The 20,039-nt window shown below is 73.5% G+C and carries 10 protein-coding genes; all 10 read left to right on the top strand.

Annotation, left to right across the window (positions count from 1 at the left end):
- Window positions 1-204: 204 nt before the first annotated feature.
- Window positions 205-5,877: an amino acid adenylation domain-containing protein gene (locus ABD350_RS13720; protein ID WP_344348250.1), complete on the top strand. Its 5,673-nt coding sequence runs from the start codon at window positions 205-207 to the stop codon at window positions 5,875-5,877.
- A gap of 82 nt (window positions 5,878-5,959) precedes the next feature.
- Window positions 5,960-10,225 (top strand): amino acid adenylation domain-containing protein, encoded by a 4,266-nt coding sequence (locus ABD350_RS13715; protein WP_344348249.1) that lies wholly within the window; start codon window positions 5,960-5,962, stop codon window positions 10,223-10,225.
- Window positions 10,222-13,428: a non-ribosomal peptide synthetase gene (locus ABD350_RS13710; RefSeq protein ID WP_344348248.1), complete on the top strand. Its 3,207-nt coding sequence runs from the start codon at window positions 10,222-10,224 to the stop codon at window positions 13,426-13,428. The genes ABD350_RS13715 and ABD350_RS13710 overlap by 4 nt, the downstream gene beginning before the upstream one ends.
- 20 nt (window positions 13,429-13,448) lie before the next feature.
- A complete protein-coding gene (locus ABD350_RS13705; protein ID WP_344348247.1) occupies window positions 13,449-14,831 on the top strand; it encodes a class I adenylate-forming enzyme family protein in 1,383 nt (460 codons plus the stop codon).
- 3 nt (window positions 14,832-14,834) lie between these two features.
- Window positions 14,835-15,107 (top strand): acyl carrier protein, encoded by a 273-nt coding sequence (locus ABD350_RS13700; protein ID WP_344348246.1) that lies wholly within the window; start codon window positions 14,835-14,837, stop codon window positions 15,105-15,107.
- Window positions 15,104-15,373, top strand: a complete 270-nt coding sequence (locus ABD350_RS13695) for an acyl carrier protein (RefSeq protein ID WP_344348245.1) — start codon at window positions 15,104-15,106, stop codon at window positions 15,371-15,373. Before ABD350_RS13700 ends, ABD350_RS13695 begins: the two co-directional genes overlap by 4 nt.
- The gene (locus ABD350_RS13690) at window positions 15,363-16,529 is read left to right on the top strand and encodes a beta-ketoacyl-[acyl-carrier-protein] synthase family protein (protein ID WP_344348244.1); all 1,167 of its coding nucleotides are present in this window, start codon (window positions 15,363-15,365) and stop codon (window positions 16,527-16,529) included. Before ABD350_RS13695 ends, ABD350_RS13690 begins: the two co-directional genes overlap by 11 nt.
- Window positions 16,526-17,236: a ketosynthase gene (locus tag ABD350_RS13685; protein WP_344348243.1), complete on the top strand. Its 711-nt coding sequence runs from the start codon at window positions 16,526-16,528 to the stop codon at window positions 17,234-17,236. The genes ABD350_RS13690 and ABD350_RS13685 overlap by 4 nt, the downstream gene beginning before the upstream one ends.
- The gene (pabB, locus tag ABD350_RS13680) at window positions 17,233-19,359 is read left to right on the top strand and encodes an aminodeoxychorismate synthase component I (RefSeq protein WP_344348242.1); all 2,127 of its coding nucleotides are present in this window, start codon (window positions 17,233-17,235) and stop codon (window positions 19,357-19,359) included. The genes ABD350_RS13685 and pabB overlap by 4 nt, the downstream gene beginning before the upstream one ends.
- Window positions 19,356-20,030: a methyltransferase domain-containing protein gene (locus tag ABD350_RS13675; RefSeq protein WP_344348241.1), complete on the top strand. Its 675-nt coding sequence runs from the start codon at window positions 19,356-19,358 to the stop codon at window positions 20,028-20,030. Before pabB ends, ABD350_RS13675 begins: the two co-directional genes overlap by 4 nt.
- The last annotated feature ends 9 nt before the right edge of the window (window positions 20,031-20,039 follow it).

The raw sequence follows: 20,039 nt of genomic DNA, 5'->3' as shown, positions 1-20,039 counted from the left end.
CCGCACCCTCCCGGGCCCGGACCGGTGAACCCCCGCCGCCTCGACCGGCGCTGCCCCGCGGCCGCCGTGCGCACGGCGGCCCCCTTCCCGCGCCCTCCCCTTCCGTCATGCAGGCTTCCCCCTTCCGGCAAGGAGACATCTGTGGATTCCGGCGACCGACTCCATCGGCTCTCCGCTGAGCAGAGGCGTCTGCTGGAGGCACGCGTGCTCAGCCGCCGCGTACGCCCCCAGGCCGACGGCATCCCCGCGCTGGCGGGCGACAGCGGCCCGCTCTCCTGGGCCCAGCAGGGCATCTGGCTCACCCAGCAGATGGCGCCCGACAGCGCCGCCTTCCACCTGAGCCTGCACTCCCGGCTGACCGGCCCACTCGCCCCCGAGCGGCTGTCCGACGCGTTCGCACAGGTCCTCGCCCGGCACTCGGCCCTGCGCACCCGTTTCCCGGTGGACGCCGACGGCACCCCGCGCCAGCAGGTGGACGACAGGGCGTCGGCACACCTGGAGACGACCGACCTGTCCGGCCACCCGGGCCCGGAGCGCGAGGCGCTGACGGAGCGGTTGGCGCGGACGGTGTCGGACACGCCGTTCGACCTCGCCACCGGGCCGCTGATCAGGGCCCACCTCGTGCGGCTCGCCCCAGAGGAGCACATCCTTCTGCTCACCGTGCACCACATCGTGTGCGACGGCGGCTCCGCGGGCATCCTGCTGCGGTCTCTCCTCGACGCGTACGGCGGCGCCGGCGCCCCCGCCGTCTCCGCGTCCCGCCATCTCGACTACGCCGCATGGCACCGCGGCAGGCATGACGCGACAGCCGCGGCGGAGCCCGGGTCCCCGGCCGGCTACTGGCAGTCCCGTCTCGACGGCCACAGCGGGCTGCTGGAGCTTCCCCCGGACCGCCCCCGCCCGGCCCGCTTCGGCTTTCGCGGCGCCCGGCTCAGGCTGCGGCTCCCCGAGGACCTGGTCGCCCGGCTGCGCCGTCTCGGAACCGAGCGGGGAGCGACCCTGTTCATGGTGCTGCTGGCCGGGGTGTACGCGACGATCGCACGCTGCTCGGGGCAGAGCGACATCGTGATCGGCACGCCCGTCGAGAACCGCGACCATCCCGAACTCCGGGACCAGGTAGGCCTGTTCGTCAACACCCTCCCGCTGCGCCTAGACCTGTCCGACGCCCCGGCCTTCGACCGGCTGCTCGACCGGGTCAAGGACCTGACCCTGGAGGCGCTGCGCCACCGCGACGTGCCCTTCGAGCACATCGTGCGCCGTCTGTCGCTGCCCCGCGACCCCAGCGTCTCCCCGCTGTTCCAACTGGCGTTCACCTACCAGGAGGCGCCGGACTTCACCCTGGCCGCTCACGGGCTGTCCCTGGAACCCGTCGACTTCGGCACCCGCACCACCAAGAACGACGTGACCTTCTGCCTGATCGGAGCCGAGCGGGGCCTCGACGGCTACCTGGAGTACAACACCGAGGTCTTCGACGCCGAGCGCATGAACGACCTCGTCGCGCACTTCACGACGCTGCTGCGCGCGGCGGCCGACGCACCGGAACGCCCCGTCGGCGACCTCACCGTCCTCACCGACGAGCAGCGCGCGCGTGTCCTGCGGTACGGCACCGGTTCCGCACCGGCCGCGACCGGACTCCTCCCGGCGCACGAACTGTTCGAGGAGTGTGCCCGGCGGCATCCGGAACGGACCGCCGTGACCGCGCTCGATGGTGAACTCACCTACCGGGAACTCGACACGGCCGCGGAGCGCCTGGCCGCACGCCTGACGGCGCACGGCGTCGGGCCCGAGTCCACGGTCGCCCTGGTGCTGGGCGAGTCGACGCGTGACCTGGTGGTGGCGGTACTCGGTGTCCTGAAGGCCGGCGGCGCCTACGTACCGGTCGACGTCACACAGCCCGCCGCCCGGACGGCCCGGATCATCGACACGGCCGGTGCCCGGGTCGCCCTCACCAACGCCGCGTTCGCCGACCGGGTGCCCGAGCCGAACGGGCTCGAGGTGGTCCGTGTCGACGCCGGCGACCCGGACGGCACCCCGGCCCACCGCCCGCCCGTCGCGGTCACCGCCCGCAACACGGCGTACGTCCTGTTCACCTCGGGCTCGACCGGGCTTCCCAAGGGCGTGGCCGTGGAGCACGGCAACCTCTCCGCCTACCTGGCGGCGGTCACCGAGGAGACGCGGCCCGCTCCCGGCGACAGCCACGTCATGGTGCAGTCCCTCTCCGTGGACAGCTCGGTCACGGCGCTGTGGCCGCCGCTGATCACAGGCGGACGGGTCCATCTGGTGCCGCGCGAGGACGCCGCCGACCCCGCCCGCATGCGTGAACTGTTCGCCCGGTACGCCTTCGACCACCTCAAGATCACCCCGTCGCACTTCGCGGCGCTCCAGGGGGTGGTCCCGCGCAAGTCGCTGGTCGTCGGCGGTGAGAACGCGGACGCCGCGCCGCTGGAGGCGGTGAAGCGGGAGCACCCCGCGTGCGTGGTGATCAACGAGTACGGGCCCACGGAGACGACCGTGGGCGTGGTCTCCCAGGTCGTGCGGGAGGGGACGCGCTCGCCCTGGGCGGCTCTGCCGATCGGCCGGCCCATGCCGGGCGTGCGGGTCCATGTCCTCGACGACCGGCTCCAGCCGGTGCCGCCCGGAGCCGTGGGCGAGATCTGCGTCGGCGGCGCCTTCGTCGCCCGCGGCTACATCGGCCGCCCGGAGGCCACCGCCGAGGCATTCGTGCCGGACCCCTTCTCCGGCGTCCCGGGGGCACGCCTGTACCGCACCGGCGACCTGGGGCGCTTCCTGGCCGACGGCACCCTCCAGTGCCTGGGCCGAGCCGACTTCCAGATCAAGGTGCGCGGCTTCCGCGTCGAGCCCGCCGAGGTCGAGGCCGCCCTCTGCGAACGGGACGACGTGGTGGCCGCGGTGGCGGACGCGCGCACCGTCGGCGCCGGCACCGACAAGGTCCTGGTCGCCTACGTCCAGCCGCGGGCGGGGACAGCGCTCGACGCGGAGGCCCTGCGCCGCCACGTCGCCGAACGGCTCCCGGCACAGATGGTCCCCACCGCCTTCGTGGAGATCGCCGGGGTGCCGCGCACGAGCAACGGCAAGGTCCGGCGCGAGGAGCTGCGCGACCCGGAGCCCGCCGATTTCGCACGGTCCGGCGCCGGCGCGGCGGGCGGTGCCGGGACCACCGACCAGATCGAGGATCTGATGGCGGCGGTCTGGACGGAACTGCTCGGCATCGAACCGGTGCCCCGCCAGGCCGACTTCTTCGCCCTCGGCGGCCACTCGCTGCTGGCCACCCGGATGCTCTCGCGCATCAAGGCGCTCTTCGGAGTGGACATCGCGCTGCGGGAGGTCTTCGACGCACCCACCCTCACCGGGGTCGCCGCCCGGGTCCGGGCGGCACTGACGGACCCCGGCGCCGCCCGGACCGCCGCGCTCCCCATCGAGCGGCAGACCCTGTCCGGTGACCTCCCCCTGTCGCCCGCCCAGCTGCGGCTGTGGTTCCTCACCGCCTACGACCCGGGACTGCCCCTGTACAACGTGCCCATCGCGCTGCGGGTCGAAGGGGTGCTCGACCCCCGTGCCCTGGGCCGCGCCCTGACCCGGATGACCGACCGTCACACCGTGCTGCGCAGCGTCTTCCCGCAGGTCGCGGGGGTGCCGGTGCAACGCGTCACCCCGGTGTCGGACATCGCCGTGGACGTCCGGGACTTCACCGGAGCCGACACCGGGGCCGCCCGGGCGGCGGCGTCCGCGTGGCTGCGCCGGCGGATGGACCTGCCCTTCGACCTGGCCACCGGTCCGCTGCTGCGCGCCCACATGGCGCGGATCGCGGACGACGAGGCGCTGCTCCTGATCAGCCTGCACCACATCGTCTTCGACCGGTGGTCCCAGGAGAACTTCCTCGCGGAGATCTCCGAGTTCTACCGCGCGGAGCGGGCCGGGCGCACCGCCGAGCTGCCCGGACTGCCCGTGCAGTACGCCGACTTCGCGGTGTGGCAGCGTGCCGCCCTGACCACCGGGGCGATGCGCGCTCAGCTCGCCTACTGGCGCGAGCGCCTGCGCGATCTGCCCCCTCCGCTGGAACTGCACGGACAGCGCCCACGGCCCGAACGGCGCGCCCACAAGGGCGACTTCGTCGCGTTCACGGTGGACGGCGCGACCCGTGAGCAGGTGGTGCGGCTGGCCCGCGCCGAGGGCTGCACGCCCTTCATGGTCCTCATGGCCGGCTACCAGCTCGCCCTGCACCGGGCCGGCGGCGGCGAGGACCTGCTGGTCGGCATCCCCATCGCGGGCCGGCTGCGCCCGGAGGTCGAACCGCTGATCGGGTTCTTCGTGAACACCCTGCCCATCCGGGCGGACCTCTCCGGCGCGCCGGGCTTCCGCGAGGTGCTGTCCCGGGTGCGGCGCACCGCCCTGGACGCCTACGCCCACCAGGAGATCCCCTTCGACCATCTGGTCGGTGAGCTCCGGCCGCCCCGCGCCCGGAACCGGGACCCCTTCTTCGACGTGCTGTTCGCCTTCCAGAACGTCCCCCGGGGCGAGGGACTCGACCTGGACGGAGTGCGCCTGACGCCCCTGCCGTTCGACGAGTGGATCGCCAAGCGCGATCTCACCCTGCGCATCGAGGACCAGCGGGGCGAGTACCACGGCGTCCTGGAGTACGACACCGAACTTTTCGAGCGAGCAACGGTCGAGGCGTTCGCCCGGGACTTCGCCGCCGTGATCGCGGCCGCGGTCGCCGATCCGGAAGCGCAGCTGACCCACCCGCGGCCCGCCGGCCCGGGAGCCAACCGCACGACGACGAGGAGGCCAGGCATGACAGCCGACCCGAAGGCGAAGACAGGCGGGCGGGCGGCCTTCGCCCGGATGAAGGAGATCAGGCCGGAGAAGGTCCGGGTGGACGGGGCGCCGCCAGTCCGGCAGGAGTTCCTGCCCGGCCGCGACGGCACCCTGCCCGCGGTGGTGCGGGCCCTCGCGCCCGACACCGACCTGGCGGCGTGGAGCACCGGGAACGGCGAGCTGATCCAGCGGCTCCTCGACAAGCACGGCGCCGTGCTCCTGCGCGGCTTCAGCGTGCCCGACGCCGCGGCGTTCCGTCGCTTCGCCGCCACCCGGATCAGTGAGCTGATGGACTACCAGGAGAGGTCCACGCCCCGGCACCAGGTCGACGAGAACAACGTCTACACCTCGACGGAATACCCCAACGACCAGTACATCGAGCAGCACAACGAGATGGCGTACGCCCACGTGTGGCCGTCACGCATCGCCTTCTTCGCCAAGGTCGCCGCCACCGAGGGCGGCGCCACGCCGGTCGCCGACTCGCGGGCCGTGTACCGGGCCCTGCCCGAGCGTATCCGGGCGCCCTTCGAGGAAAAGGGCGTGATGTACGTCCGCAACTACGGAGCGGGGATCGACCTGCCCTGGCAGGAGGTCTTCCAGACCTCGGACCGCCAGGAGGCCGAACGGTACTGCCGCGCCTCGGGCATCGAGTTCACCTGGCTGGACGGCGACGGACTGCACACCCGTCAGGTCGGGCCCGCCGCCCTCGACCACCCCACGACAGGGGAACGCGTGTGGTTCAACTCGGCGCACATGTTCCACGTCGCGGCGTTCGAGCCGGCCGCCCGGACCAGTCTGCGGACGCTCTTCACCGAGGAGCGCCTGCCACGGCACGCCTACTACGGCGACGGCACCCCCATACCCGACGAGGTCATCGAGGAGATCCGTGCCGTGTACCGCGAGCTCGCCGTCAGCTTCCCGTGGCGCCGGGGCGACGTGATGCTCCTCGACAACATGCTCGCCTGCCACGGCCGGGAGCCCTACCAGGGCGACCGGGAGGTCCTCGTCGCCTTCGGCGACCCCCAGCACGCCGCAGGCTGACCACCCTTCGCCGAGCACCGGGCAGGACGGCCGAGCCGACCCCAACCGCCGGTCCCGGGCATCACACAGGAGACACCAGGGAATGCGAACCGACCCAGACGTCATCGAGGGCTACCCCCTTTCCGAGCAGCAGCGCCGGCTGTGGCACCTGCGCGGGCGCACCGCCGAGGCCCCCGTGGCCCGGCTGGTCGTGGACATCGAGGGACCACTGCACCAGGACCGGCTGCGGGCGGCGCTCACGGCGGTCACCGCCCGGCACGAGGCACTGCGCACCCGTTACGTGGTGGCGGCGGACACCCCGGGCGCGCTGCCGGTGCAGGTGGTCGCGGACGAGCCGACGGTGAGGTGGGACTCGGAGGACGCGCGGGACGGTGCGGTGGCCGCGGTGCTGCGGCGGACCGGACCCGACCGTCACCGGCTGCGGATCACGCTGCCCGCGCTGTCCGCCGACGCGGTGAGCCTGTCCGTGATCGCGGCGGACCTGGCCGACGGCTACCGGGGGGCCGAGCTGCCCGAGGCGGTGTCCTACGCCCGGTTCGCGGCCTGGCAGGACATGTCGGCCGAGGAGGCGGGGGAGGACCGGCCCGGCCCCGGCGACCGGCCCGAGCCTGTCGGCCTCGCCGCGGACGGCCCACGGCCCGCCACGGCCGCCAGGGCCTTCCCGGTGGGCGAGGCGCGGGCGGTGCTCGCGCCGGGCGGCCTGGACCGGACGGCCAGGCTCGCCCGGGACCGGGGGCTCGCACTGGACTCGGTGGTCGGCGCCGCCTGGGCGGTGCTGCTCGGCCGGCGCACCGGACGTACGGACGTCGTGCTCGGTCTGGTCCGGGACGGCCGGGGCTTCGAGGAACTGGAGTCGGTGGTCGGGCCCACCGCCCGCGTGCTGCCCGTCACGGTGGACACGTCCCCCGGGCGGCGCTTCGCCGATGTCGCCGCCGAACTCGCCGCGGCGGCCGAACTCTTCGACGAGTACGCGGAGTCCGGGATCTGGCCCGCCGGAGCCGACGACGTGGACGGCCTGCTGCCGCTCCAGTTCGAGTGGCTGCCGGCCGCCCCCGCCGCGTCCGCCGGCGAGGTCACCTTCACGGTGGTGGAGCGCGTGGCGGCCACAGAGCCGTGCGACGTGCGCCTGGTGGCCGCCGAGACCGCCGACGGGGTGACGCTGGAGCTGCTGACCGGACCGGACGCGGCACCCGCCGCGGACGACCTGGCCGCGGCGCTGCGGACGTTGCTCGCCACCCTCACCGACCTCGACCAGGACGTGGCCGGACTGCCGTGCATGGGGCAGGCCGAGCGCGACCGCCTGCTCGGCCTGCCCGTCACGGACCACGCCGGCGACCACCGGGCGGTGCACACGGTCTTCCACGACACGGCGCTGGCCCACCCCGACGCTCCCGCGCTGGCGGGCGACGGGGAAGGCGAACGCCTCTCCTACGCGGAGCTGGACGCCCTTTCCAACCGGGTGGCGCACGGCCTGCTGCGGGGCGGCGTGCGTCCGGGAGGGCGCGTCGGTGTGCGGGCCGACCGCGGTGCGGACACGGTCGTCGCCCTGCTCGCGGTGCTCAAGGCGGGATGCGCGTTCGTACCGGTGGACTTCGAGCAGCCGGACGAGCTGCTCTCCCATGTGGTGCGGGAGGCGGAGGTCGACCTCGTCGTGCTGCCCGCGCCGGACACCACGGGGCGGCTCGACGCGCTCGGTGCGGCCTGGGCGGATCTGCGCACCCTCGCCGAGGCCGGCCCGGACACCGACCCGGCCGTCCCGGTCGCCCCGGACGGGCTCGCCTACATCGTGTTCACCTCCGGCTCGACGGGCTGGCCGAAGGCGGTGGCCGTCACCCACGCCAACCTCACGCACTACACCGCCGCCGTCGCCGAGCGCCTCGGGTTCCGGCCCGGATGGAACCACGCCACCATCGCGGCTCCCTCTGTCGACCTCGGTTACACCGCGCTGTTCGGAGCGCTACTCACCGGCGGCTGTTTCCACCCCCTGGACCGCGACCGGCTGCTCGACCCGCGGGGTTTCGCCGAGCTGGTCCGCGGCAGGGGCCTGGACTGCTTCAAGACCACTCCCTCCCACTTCCGCGCCCTGTCCGCCGCCGGCGGGGGAAGCGACGTCTTCCCCCGGCGGTTGCTGATCCTCGGCGGCGAGGCGCTGGACCCGTACTGGGCCGCCGACCTCACGGCCGCGGCCGGCTCCTGCCGGGTGGTGAACCACTACGGGCCGGCCGAGACCTGTGTCGGTGCCGCCGCCTTCGTCCTGCCCCCCGACTGGCGTCCCGGACGGACCGCCGGCGGCTCGGTCCCCCTCGGCACCGGCCTCGGCGCCAACCGGCTGCTCCTGCTCGACGCGGCCCGCCGTCCGGTGCCCGCCGGCGTGCCGGGCGAGCTGTACATCGCCGGACCCGGTGTGACCCGTGGCTATCTGGGGCGGGACGAACTGACCGCGGAACGCTTCCTCCCCGACGAGGCCGTTCCCGGCGGCAGGATCTACCGCACCGGCGACATGGCGCTGCTCGACGGCGACGGCCTGCCGGTCTTCCTGTACCGGACCGACGAGCAGACGAAGATCCGCGGCTTCCGGGTGGAACCGGCCGCCGTCCGCGCCCGGCTCGCGGAACATCAGGCGGTGGAGCAGGCGGTGGTCGTCGCCCGGGAACTCGCCGACGGCGACACCGGCCTGGTGGCCTACGCGGTGCCGACCGCGGCGTACTGCGCCACCCTCAGCCCGGTCCTCGACCGGCAGCAGGTCGGCGAGTGGACGGAGGTCTTCGAGAACGTCTACGACGCCGGCACCTCCGGCGACACCCTGCTCGACCTCACCGGCTGGAACAGCAGTTACACCGGTGAGGAGATGACCGAGCAGGAGATCCGCGAGTCCGTCGACGGGATCGTGGGGCGCGTCACCGCACTGGCCCCGCAGTCCGTACTCGAAGTGGGCTGCGGCACCGGCCTGTTGCTGTACCGGCTGGCGCCGGGAACCCGCCGCTACGTCGGCACGGACTTCTCCGCGGAGGTCCTCGCCACGCTCGCACGCACCGTGGAGGCGGACCCCGAGCGGTTCGCCCCGGTGAGCCTGCAGTGCCGGGAGGCCGCGGACTTCCGCGGTTTCGACGACGACAGCTTCGACCTCGTCCTGCTGAACTCCGTGGTCCAGTACTTCCCGTCCGCCGCGTACCTCCGGCAGGTCATCGGCGAGGCGGTCCGGGTGGTACGGCCGGGCGGTCATGTCTTCGTCGGCGACGTCCGGGACCTGCGGCTGCTGGAGGCGTTCCAGCTGTCCGTGGGCATCCACCAGGCCGATGACACCGCCACCGCCGGCGAACTGCTGCGGCAGGCCGCCGCCGCGGCCGAGGACGAGGGTGAACTGCTGCTCACACCCGGCTACTTCGCCGCACTGAGCGACGAACTGGCCGAGGTGGCGGGGCTGGAGGTGCTGCTCAAGCGCGGTCGTGCCGCCAACGAGCTGTCGAAGTTCCGTTTCGACGTGCTGCTGAGGGTCGGCGCCCGGTCCGCTCCGCCCGCGGACGTGCCGCGCAGCCGCGTCGTGCGGACCCCGGCGGAACTCGCGGAACGGCTCGCCGCCGGCGAGCGCTCGCTCCTGCTGCCGGACGTGCCCGACGGCCGCACCGGACCGGACGTGGAGCGGTGGCACGCGGCACGCGCGGGTGCTGACGACCGGCCTGTCGCCGGCCTGCGGGACCGGCCCACCGCCCCGGCGCCCACGCCCGAGGACTGGTGGGCCCTGGAGGCGTCGCACGGCGTCCGGGTGGCGGTCCAGCCGGCCCGCTCCGGCCGGCTCGGTCACTGCGACGTCCTCGTGACGGACGGCACCGTGAACGCCGACTGGCGCCCCGACACCCCGGCGACCCGCCCGGAAGAGCTGCACAACGAGCCGTTCCGGCGCAAGCTCAACCGCGAACTCGCCCAGGAACTGCGCCGTTTCCTCGCCGACCGGCTGCCCGAGTACGCCGTCCCCGCCCACATCGTGGTGATGCGGGGGCTGCCGCTCATGCCCAACGGCAAGCTGGACACCGCCCGGCTGCCGGTACCCCGCACCACCGCCCGCACCGCGCACGTGGCGCCCCGAACCCCCCTGGAGGAGGCCGTCGCCGGCCTGTGGCAGGACGTCCTGGGGGTGCAGCGCATCGGGGTGCTGGACGACTTCTTCGTACTCGGCGGCCACTCGCTGCTGGCCGTGCAGACGGTCTACCGGATCGGCGAGGACCTGGGAGTCACCGTGTCGCTCAAGGAGTTCTTCGATCACCCGACCGTGGCCGAGCTGACCGTCCTGGTGGCCGAGCGCATGCTCGCCGGCCTCGAACCGGCCGACGCGGAGGGAACCGACCTGTGACGACGACCGAACGCGAGGACCGGCCGCTGTCCTGGTCCCAGCGGGCCATGTGGCATGTGTGCCAACTCGCCCCCGACAGCTCCCTGTACCACATCTCCCTGCGCGCCGAGGTCCTCGGAGGACTCCGGGTGCCGGCGCTGCGTCAGGCACTCCAGCAGCTCGTGGACCGGCATCCGGCCATCCGTACCACCGTCTCGCTGCGCGGCGAGGACCGCACGCCCGTGCAGACCGTCCACGAGACGTTCCCGGTCGACTTCGCGGACGCCGGGGCGGCGCCGGGCGACGCGGAACTGGACGCGGCCGTCCTGGCCGAGGCACACCGCCCCTTCGACCTGACCCGTCAGTCCCCCCTGCGGGTGCGGAGGTTCTCGGCGGGCGGACGCCAGGTGCTGCTGTTCGTCTTCCACCACATCGCGTGGGACTTCGAATCGGTCCTGATCGCCTTCGAGGAACTGGCCGAGCTGTACCGGGCGGCCGTGGCGGGCACCGAGGCCGCGCTGCCCCCGCCCGGAGCACCCTTCGCCGAACACGGGCGGTGGGAAGCGGGCTTCCTCGGCAGCCCGGCAGGACTGCGCGGCCTGGAGTTCTGGGAGGCGGAGCTGGCACAGCTGCCGTCCCCCGGCGACCTGCCCGCGCTTCGGACCCGGCCGCCCGCACGTTCCTACCGTGGCGGCGTCCAGCACGTGACGCTGCCCTCCGCGCTCGCCGAGGCCGTCGATCGGGCGGCCCGGGACGCGGGTGTCACCCGGTACGTCGTCCTGCTGGCCGCCTTCGAGGTGTTCCTCGCCCGGATGACCGGCCGCAGCTCGGTCGTGCTCGGTACGGCGGCCACGCAGCGGATGCGCCCCCAGGTGCGCCGCACCGTCGGGAACTTCGTGAACCCGGTGGTCCTGCGCACCGAGCTGACGTGGGAGCGGGGTTTCACACCGCTGCTGAAGCGGGTGAGCAGCACGGTGCTCCGGGCCATGCGCCACGGCAGCGTGCCCTTCCCCGCCCTGGTGGAGCGCCTGCGCCCCGAGTACGACCCGAGCCGCTCCCCGCTCTTCGACACACTCTTCGTGTACGACCGCCCGCAACAGCGCCGGCACGACGGCATCGCCCGGTTCGTCTCCGGCGACGGCACCGTCGACCTGGGCGGACTGGTCCTGCGCGGCACGCCGCTGGAGAGCACGAGCACCGTCTACGACCTGACGCTGTACGCCTTCGACACGACGGACGCGCTCACCCTGCGCTGGGAGTACGACCGGGACCTGTTCGACGCTCGGACGGCGGCCCGGTTCGCCTCGTACTACACCGCCGTGCTGGAGCAGTGCCTCAGCGGTGCCGACCGGCCCCTCGCCGAACTCGACGGCCTCCCGGCCGCCGACCGCCGCACCCTGCTCACGGAGTGGAACGGCCCGACGGACCGGTGGCCGGGCCCCCACCTGCTGCACCAACTGGTCGAGGAGCAGGTGGACCGCACCCCGCAGGCGCTCGCCGTCGTCTTCGAGGACCGCTCGCTGACGTACCGGGAACTGGACCGGCGTGCGGGGCAGCTGGCCGCCCGGCTGCGTCGCGAGGGCGTGGGACCGGAATCCCTCGTCGGAGTATGCCTGCCCCGGTCCCCGGAACTCGTCGTGGCACTGCTGGGGGTCCTCAAGGCCGGCGCCGCCTACGTCCCCATGGACCCGGAGTATCCGCACGAGCGGCTGCGGCACCTCATGACGGACTCCTCGGCCCAGGTCCTGATCACCTCGGCCGAGGGGCCGCCGTCGGTCACCGGCACGGCTTCGGTCCTCCCTCTCGACGAGGGCCTGAGCGTTCTCGACGGCGAGGGCGCCGTACGCGTGGACACCGGGGCGCGGCCCCGGAACCTGGCGTACGTCATCCACACCTCCGGCTCCACGGGGCTGCCCAAGGGGGCCATGAACGAGCACGAGGCCGTGGTCAACCGGCTGCGGTGGATGCAGCAGCGGTACCGGCTCGACGCCTCCGACCGCGTGCTGCAGAAGACCCCGCTGGGATTCGACGTCTCCGTGTGGGAGTTCTTCTGGCCGCTGACCACCGGGGCCCGGCTCGTGCTGGCCCGCCCGGGCGGCCACCGGGACGTGCGGTACCTCGTCGAGCTGTGCCGCCGTGAGGGCGTGACGACCGCCCACTTCGTGCCGTCGATGCTGCAGGCTTTCCTCGACAGCCCCGACCTCGCGCCGCTGCCCGCGCTGCGCCGGGTGCTGTGCAGCGGGGAGGCGCTGACGCCGCGCCTGGCCGCGGCCTTCCACCGCGCTTTCGACTGCGAACTGCACAACCTGTACGGGCCCACGGAGGCGGCCATCGACGTGACCGCACGGCAGTGCCCCGCGGGGGAGGAGACGCGCTCGGTGCCGATCGGGCGGCCGGTGTCCAACACGGCCATCCGTATCCTCGACCCCGAGTTCCGGCCGGTGCCGCCGGGTGTGCCGGGCGAGCTGTACATCTCGGGCGTGCAGGTCGGCCGCGGCTACCTCGGGCGTCCGGACCTGACCGCGGAGCGGTTCCTGCCCGACCCGTTCACCGGCGGCAGGATGTACCGGACCGGCGACACCGCGCGGTGGAACCCGTGCGGGGAGATCGAGTACCTGGGTCGCGAGGACGGGCAGGTGAAGATCCGCGGCTACCGGGTGGAGCCCGAGGAGGTGCGGCACGGTCTGGAGGCCCTGCCGGGCATCGCCGAGGCGGTGGTCTCGGTGGACCGCACCGAGGGAGAGCCCCGGCTGCTCGCCCACGTCGTGCCGGCGGCCTCCGGCACGACGGCGACCACGGCGATCCGGGAGGGGCTGCGCGCCCGGTTCCCCGAGTACATGATCCCGGCGGGCATCGTCGTCGTGGACGCTCTCCCGGTCGGCCCGCACGGCAAGATCGACCGTGCCCGGCTGCCGGCACCGACCCCGCGGGCCTGGGTCCACCGGGCCGAGCACGTACCGCCGCGCACCCCGCTGGAAGAGGAGCTGGCCGCCGTCTGGGCGGAGGTGCTGGGGGTCGAACAGATCGGTGTGTACGACAACTTCTTCGACGTCGGGGGTCACTCGCTGCTGGCCACCCGACTGGTGACAGCCGTCGCCGACGGCTTCGGGGTGCGGATGCCGGTCTCGGACGTCTTCGCCCATCCGACACTCGACGCCTTCACCGAGTGCCTGCTGGCCAGGGTGCTGCAGGACGAGGACGGCACGCGGGGCGGCACGCGGTGACGAACACGAGGAGAGCGCTTATGGACACCACCGACTGGTGGGGTGCCGACCTGCTGAACGGGGGCCGCGCCGACGCCCCCTGGGCGCGGGTCGGCGCCCCGGTGACACGGGGGCGCCTGCGGGAGCAGGTGACCGAGCTGGGCGCCCAACTCGCCGCCGAGGGGGTGCGCCGCGGGGCCTCGGTGGCCCTGCAACTGCCGCCCGGCCTGACCGTACTGCGGGTGATGCTGGCGGTCTGGGCCCACGGGGCACAGGTGATGCTTCTCGACCCGCGGCTGAAGAAGGCGGAGACGGACGCCCTGCTGGCCCGGTGTGCACCGCAGTTCCTCATCACCTCTCCGCAGGCCCGGCAGGTCGCCGCGGGCGTCCTGGAGGAGTGCGAGATCACGGTCACGGCCCGTGCTTCGGGCCGTCCGGCCGACGCCGAGGTGTGCCTGGTCCAGTTCAGCTCGGGCTCCACCGGCGTGCCCAAGGTCATCGGCCGCACCCCGCGGTCGCTGCTCGCCGAACTCGACAGCTACGCGGCCCTCGCCGGAATGCCGGGAGCCGGGGAGCGGATCGTGCTGCTCAACTCGGTGCTGCACACCATGGGCCTGATCGGCGGATTCCTGCACGGGCTGAACTCCGGCGCGGAGATCGTCCTGCCCGGGCGCGCCCAGCCGAACGACATCCTCCGGGCGGCGGCCGACACCCGCGCCGAAGCGGTCTTCGGAGTCCCGGTCCACTTCGACCTGCTCTCCCGCGTGGCACCCCCGCCCCTGCCCGCCCTGCGTCTCGCGGTCTCGGCCGGCGAGGTACTGCCGACCGAGGTGTACGAGCGATTCGCTGCGACGTACGGCATCCCGGTCAGCCCGGTGTACGGATCGACCGAGACCGGCATCATCGCCGCCGACCTGGTCTCGGGGGCCCGGCCGCCGAGCGTGGGGACGCCCGTGTCCGGAGTCCGGGTCCGGCAGGCCGGCGGCGAGCTCCAGGTGGCGCTCGACCGGTCGCCCTACCTGCTGGATGACGGCGTGGACCGGTACGCCGACGGCTGGCTGCGGACCTTCGACCGGTGCGGCCGGGACCCGGTCTCCGGCGCACTGTCGATCCTGGGCCGGGCGGACTCCGTCGCCGTGGTGGGCGGTCTCAAGGTCGACCTCGTCGAGGTGGAGGCCGTACTGCGCGCACACCCGTCCGTCCACGAGGCCGTGGTCCTGGCCGGAGAGGTCATCGAGGCGCACGTGGGCTGCGAACCGCCCGTGGACACCGGCGAACTCCTTCGCTGGTGCCGCGAGCGGCTGAGCGACCACAAGCTGCCCCGGCGCTTCTACACGGGCCCGGCCGTGCCCAGGAACAGCAACGGAAAGATCATCCGCAGCAGGGAGCTCCTCCACGCTGCGTACGCCACCAGCGGGAGCTGACACATGCACGACGAGATCCGCGCCTTCGTGAGCACGGCTCTGGAGGCCATGACGGGAGAGCCCGTCACCATCGAACTGACGGACGACATGCCACTGGGCGCCGGCGGCCTGGAACTGGAGTCGCTGTTCCTGCTCCAGCTCGCCACCCAGCTGGAGCAGGAGTACGGCATCGCGTTCCCGGACGACCTCGGGCCGCTGCCCCGGTACACCATCGGCGAACTCGCCACGCACGTCACCGCGCACATCACCGAGCCCATGGAGGCGAACCACTCGTGATCACCACCTCCGACATCCGCGCGATCCTCGTCGAGAACACCACCATCGGCCTGCCCGCGGATCTGCGGGACGACACCGAAGTGGTCATCGACTCCTTCGCCCTCACCTGGCTCAAGCACGCCCTGGAGACCCAGCACGGACTGGTCATCGACCCGACCGGCGAGGACCTGGCCGGATTCACCTCCGTGCGGGCCATCCACGACTACCTGCGGCACACCCACCCCGAGTCGACGGCGGCGCCGCAGGGCGGCGGCGATGGCCGCTGAGCCCGTCGTCATCACCGGGGCAGGCGTCCACTCCGCGTTCGGCCCCGGTGAACGGCCCTTGCTGGAGGGGGTGTTCACGGGACAGCACGCCTTCGCGCCGGTGACCCGCTTCGACACCTCCCGGACCCGCACCGCCGTGGCCGCCGTCCATGAGGACGGCCGGGGCCAGCCCGGGCAGGCGCGGGTGCTCACGGAGTGCGCCCGCACCGCGCTGCGCACGGCGGGCATCGAGGACGCCTCCGCGCTGCCGGTTCTCCTCGGCACCAAGGGCGACTACCACGCCGTGCACACCTTCTGGCGCGACACCGTGGCCGGCCGGCGGCCGGATGCCGCGGCCACCGCCCAGAGTCTGCCGGGCCAGGTCGTCGAGACGGTCGCCGACGCCCTGGGGCTCGGGCGGCCGCGCACCGCGTTCACCAACGCCTGCGTGGCCGCGGCCGACGCGCTCGTCCACGCCTGCCGGCTGGTTGGGACCGGCCGCGCCGAAACGGTCCTGTGCGGGGGCGCGTACCTCGTCGACCCCGAGGTGTTCGGCAAGTTCGACCAGGCCCGAGCCCTGGCGTCCGACGGTCGGGTGCGTCCCTTCGCCAAGGGGCGCACCGGGCTGCTCCTCGGCGATGGCGCCGCCGTCTTCGTGGTGGAGTCGGCGGCACGCGCGCGCTCCCGCGGCGCCGAACCCCTCGCCGCGGTCTCCGGCTGGGCGCTCAGCGGCGACGCGCACCATGTGGTCCATCCCCATCCCGAGGGAGCGGGCCTGGCCGCCGCGGCGGAGGCGGCGCTGCGCATGGCCGGCGCCGAACCCGGCACTGTCGACTACGTCAACGCCCACGGCACCGGCACCCCGCTGAACGACCGCGCGGAGACCAAGGCACTGCGTCGCGTGTTCGGCGATCACGCCCGCCGTCTCCCGGTCAGCTCGACCAAGAGCATGACGGGGCACGCCCTGGAGGCCGCCGGAGCGCTGGAGGCGATGATCTGCCTCCTCGCCCTGCGCGAAGGCATCGTCCCGCCGACCGCCGGCTTCACCGAGCCCGACCCGGACTGCGATCTGGACGTCGTCTGCGACGGGCCCCGGCGGCTGCCCCTACGACGCGTCCTGTCGCTCAACTCCGCCTTCGGCGGGGTCAACTCGGCACTCGTACTGGAGCTTCCGTGACATCGCACAGCCCCACCGCCCCCGTGCGGGCCTGGGCCGGCCCGGACGCGCCGACCGTCGTCCGCGCCGGCGTGAGCACCTCGGGCCCGCAGGGCGAGGTACCCCCGCTGCCCGGCTTCGTGCGGTCTCCCTTCGCACCCCTCGTCCACGACGCGGTGCGGCGGTGCGTCGGCCCGCCGGACAGCGCGGACAGCCCGGTCGCCGGCCGGGGCGCCCGTACCGCCATCGTGCTGGGGAGCATGGCCTGCGACGCGGTCACCGCCGACATAGCCGGGGAGAAGGTCGCCCGCGGCGGAGTGGCCGAGCCGGTGCTCTTCCACCAGACCGTCACCACCGCCGTCCTCGGTGTGATCGCCCGCGACTACCGCATCACCGGCCCGGTGACCTGCGTCAGCTCCATGACCGACCCGGGGGCCGCGCTGCTCGGGTCGGCGGAGCTGCTGCTCGCCGCGGCGGAGGCGGACCAGGTCCTGGCGATCCTCGTCGAACTCGCTCCCGGCCCGCGCACGTCGGCCGCGCTCACCGCGGCGGCCGAAGAACGCGTGACCGCGCCCGTCCCCGACCGGGACACCGCGGTCGCAGTGCTGCTGCGGCCCTCGGAAGGGGGACCCGGCAGCCCCCTCACCGACTCACCACCGCCCCCCGCGACCGCCACCGCGCGTCTCCTCGCGTACGCGGCCCCCACCGCCTGCAGAGGTGTCCGTTGAGAACCCTGATCATCGACAACTACGACTCCTTCACGCACAACCTCTACCACTACGTGGGCCAGAGCACCGGTACCGAGCCCGTCGTCATCCGCAACGACGACCCCGGCTTCGACCTCGGCACGCTCCGCGAGTTCGACAACGTGGTGATCTCGCCCGGCCCCGGCAGCCCGGACCGTGCGCCGGACTTCGGCTTCTGCGCCTCCGTCATACGCGCGGCCCGCATCCCGGTGCTCGGGGTCTGCCTCGGCCACCAGGGCATCTGCCACGTCTTCGGCGGCCGGGTCGGCGCCGCCCCCGAGGTACGACACGGCCGTACCTCCCGGGTCGAGCACCACGGCGAGGACCTCTTCGAGGGCATCCCCTCCCCGTTCCGGGCCGTGCGGTACCACTCGCTGGCCGCCTCGTCGCTGCCCGACGAGATCGAACCGGTCGCCTTCGCCGACGACGGCGTGCTGATGGCGCTCCGGCACCGCTCGCTGCCCGTCTGGGGCGTGCAGTTCCACCCCGAGTCCATCCGCACCGAGTACGGGCTCCGGCTGATGCGGAACTTCGCCACGGTCACCCGTCGCTGGCAGGAGGCCACGGGCACCCCCTCGGCGGCGCGTCCCGCCGCCCGCCGGGCGGTGGTCGCCGCGCCCGTTCGCCCCTACACCCACCGCGTGCTCTGCCGGACGCTGGACGGCCTCCCGGCGCTCGACCCGGAGGCCGTGTTCGAGGAGCTGTACGGCGACACGGACCACGCCTTCTGGCTCGACAGCAGCCTGACGACGACCGCGCGGGGCGGACGCTTCTCCTTCATGGGAGACGCCCGCGGACCACTGGCCCGGATCGCCACGGCCGACGTCTGGAACCGCACGGTCACCGTCACGGGACCCTCGGGCGTGGAGACCGTCGACAGCCCGTTCCTCGACTGGATCCGCGCCGACCTGGCCGCCCGCCGGGTGGAGGTCCCCGCGCTGCCCTTCGGATTCGCGCTGGGCTGGGTGGGGTACCTCGGCTACGAGCTCAAGGCGGAGACCGGCGGCGACCGCGTCCACCGCGCACCGCACCCCGACGCCGGCGTGATCTTCGCCGACCGGGCCGTCGCGTTCGACCACGCCACCGGCGAGGTCCGGCTGCTCGCCCTGGCCGAGGCCGGCGACCCCGGGCCGGCCGAGCGGTGGCTGCGCCTGACCGAGGAACGGCTGCGCCCGCTGGCCGGCCGCACCCTGCCCCAGGCACCGCCCGTCGCGGGGAACTTCGGCGGCCCGCGGCTGCGCCACAGCAGGGACCGCTACCTGGACCTGATCGCGGCCTGCCAGAAGGAGATCGAGGCCGGAGAGACGTACGAGGTCTGCCTGACCAACATGGCCACCGTCGACGGGACGGTCGACCCGTGGGCGGCCTACCGGGCACTGCGCCACGCCAACCCCGTCCCGTTCGCCGCGCTGCTGCGCCTGGGCGGCCTGTCCGTGCTCAGCTGCTCGCCCGAGCGGTTCCTCAAGGTCACCGAGGAAGGCATCGCCGAATCCAAGCCCATCAAGGGCACCCGGCCCCGGGCCACCGCACCCGACGAGGACGAACTGCTCCGCGAGGACCTGCTCACCAGTGTCAAGGACCGGGCCGAGAACCTGATGATCGTGGACCTGGTCCGCAACGACCTGGGGAGCTGCGCCGAACTGGGCTCGGTGACCGTCGACCCGCTCTTCGCCGTCGAGAGCTTCACCACCGTCCACCAGCTCGTCAGTACGGTCCGCGCCCGCCTGCGGCCGGACCGCACCGCGGTCGACTGCGTACGCGCGGCCTTCCCCGGCGGCTCCATGACCGGCGCTCCCAAGATCCGCACGATGCAGATCATCGACCGGCTGGAGGAGGGCCCGCGCGGCGTCTACTCGGGCGCCATCGGCTACTTCTCCCTCTCCGGGGCCTGCGACCTCAGCATCGTCATCCGCACCCTCGTGTGCCACGACGACCGGATGGAGTTCGGTGTCGGCGGGGCCGTGATCGCGCTGTCCGACGCCGAGGAGGAGTTCGAGGAGACCGCCGTCAAGGCGACCGCCATGCTGAACCTGCTCGGCCTGTCCTTCCCCGGCCAAGACCCCGCGCGGGCCTCCGGTACCAGCCGCGTGGAGGCGGTGCGATGAGCTTCGAACGCGGTGACGCACTGCTCCGCCTCAACCAGACGACGGCGGACCGTCCCTCCTCCTTCCGTCTCCTCGGGCGCGAATGGGATCTGCTGGAAGGCGTGTTCGCCCCCGTCTACTGCTTCTCCACCCGATTGTTCGCCTCCTGGATCGCCTATCCCGAGGGAGGCGGCTTCCTGGAGGTCGGCTCGGGCACCGGTGTCGTGGCCGTCACGGCGGCGCTCGGCGGCTGCGCCCGGGTGACCGCGCTGGACATCAGTCCGGAGGCGGTGGAGAACACCCGCCGCAACGCGGCGCGCCACGGGGTCGCGGACCGGGTGCGCACGCTGCGCAGCGACCTGTTCTCCGCACTGGACGCCGACGACCGCTACGACACCGTCTTCTGGAACTCCAGCTTCATCGACCCGCCCGAGGGCCACGTCCAGGAGACGGATCTGCACCGGGCGATCTTCGATCCGGGATACGAGGCCCACCGGACGTATCTGACCCAGGCCCGCCGGCACCTCAGGCCTGGCGGGCGGCTGCTGCTCGGTTTCAGCAACCTGGGCAACGACGAGCGGCTGCGGTCCCTCGCCGACGAGGCCGGTCTGACCATCCGGCTGCTGAACACCTCGGGCACCAGCCTCGTCCCCGGTGTCGAGTACCGGCTCCTGGAACTTCTGCCCCGCTGAGGAAAGCGA

The organism is Streptomyces nogalater, assembly GCF_039532885.1.
Lineage (GTDB): Bacteria > Actinomycetota > Actinomycetes > Streptomycetales > Streptomycetaceae > Streptomyces > Streptomyces nogalater.
Note: the sequence above shows the minus strand (reverse complement) of the source record. Positions and strands in the feature narration are given on the sequence as shown.

What these genes read in the sequence shown, in the direction of transcription:
- ABD350_RS13715 (WP_344348249.1), top strand. Translation starts at nt 5,960, where the DNA reads ATGCGAACCGACCCAGACGTCATCGAGGGCTACCCCCTTTCCGAGCAG.
- ABD350_RS13705 (WP_344348247.1), top strand. Translation starts at nt 13,449, where the DNA reads ATGGACACCACCGACTGGTGGGGTGCCGACCTGCTGAACGGGGGCCGC.
- ABD350_RS13700 (WP_344348246.1), top strand. Translation starts at nt 14,835, where the DNA reads ATGCACGACGAGATCCGCGCCTTCGTGAGCACGGCTCTGGAGGCCATG.
- ABD350_RS13690 (WP_344348244.1), top strand. Translation starts at nt 15,363, where the DNA reads ATGGCCGCTGAGCCCGTCGTCATCACCGGGGCAGGCGTCCACTCCGCG.
- ABD350_RS13675 (WP_344348241.1), top strand. Translation starts at nt 19,356, where the DNA reads ATGAGCTTCGAACGCGGTGACGCACTGCTCCGCCTCAACCAGACGACG.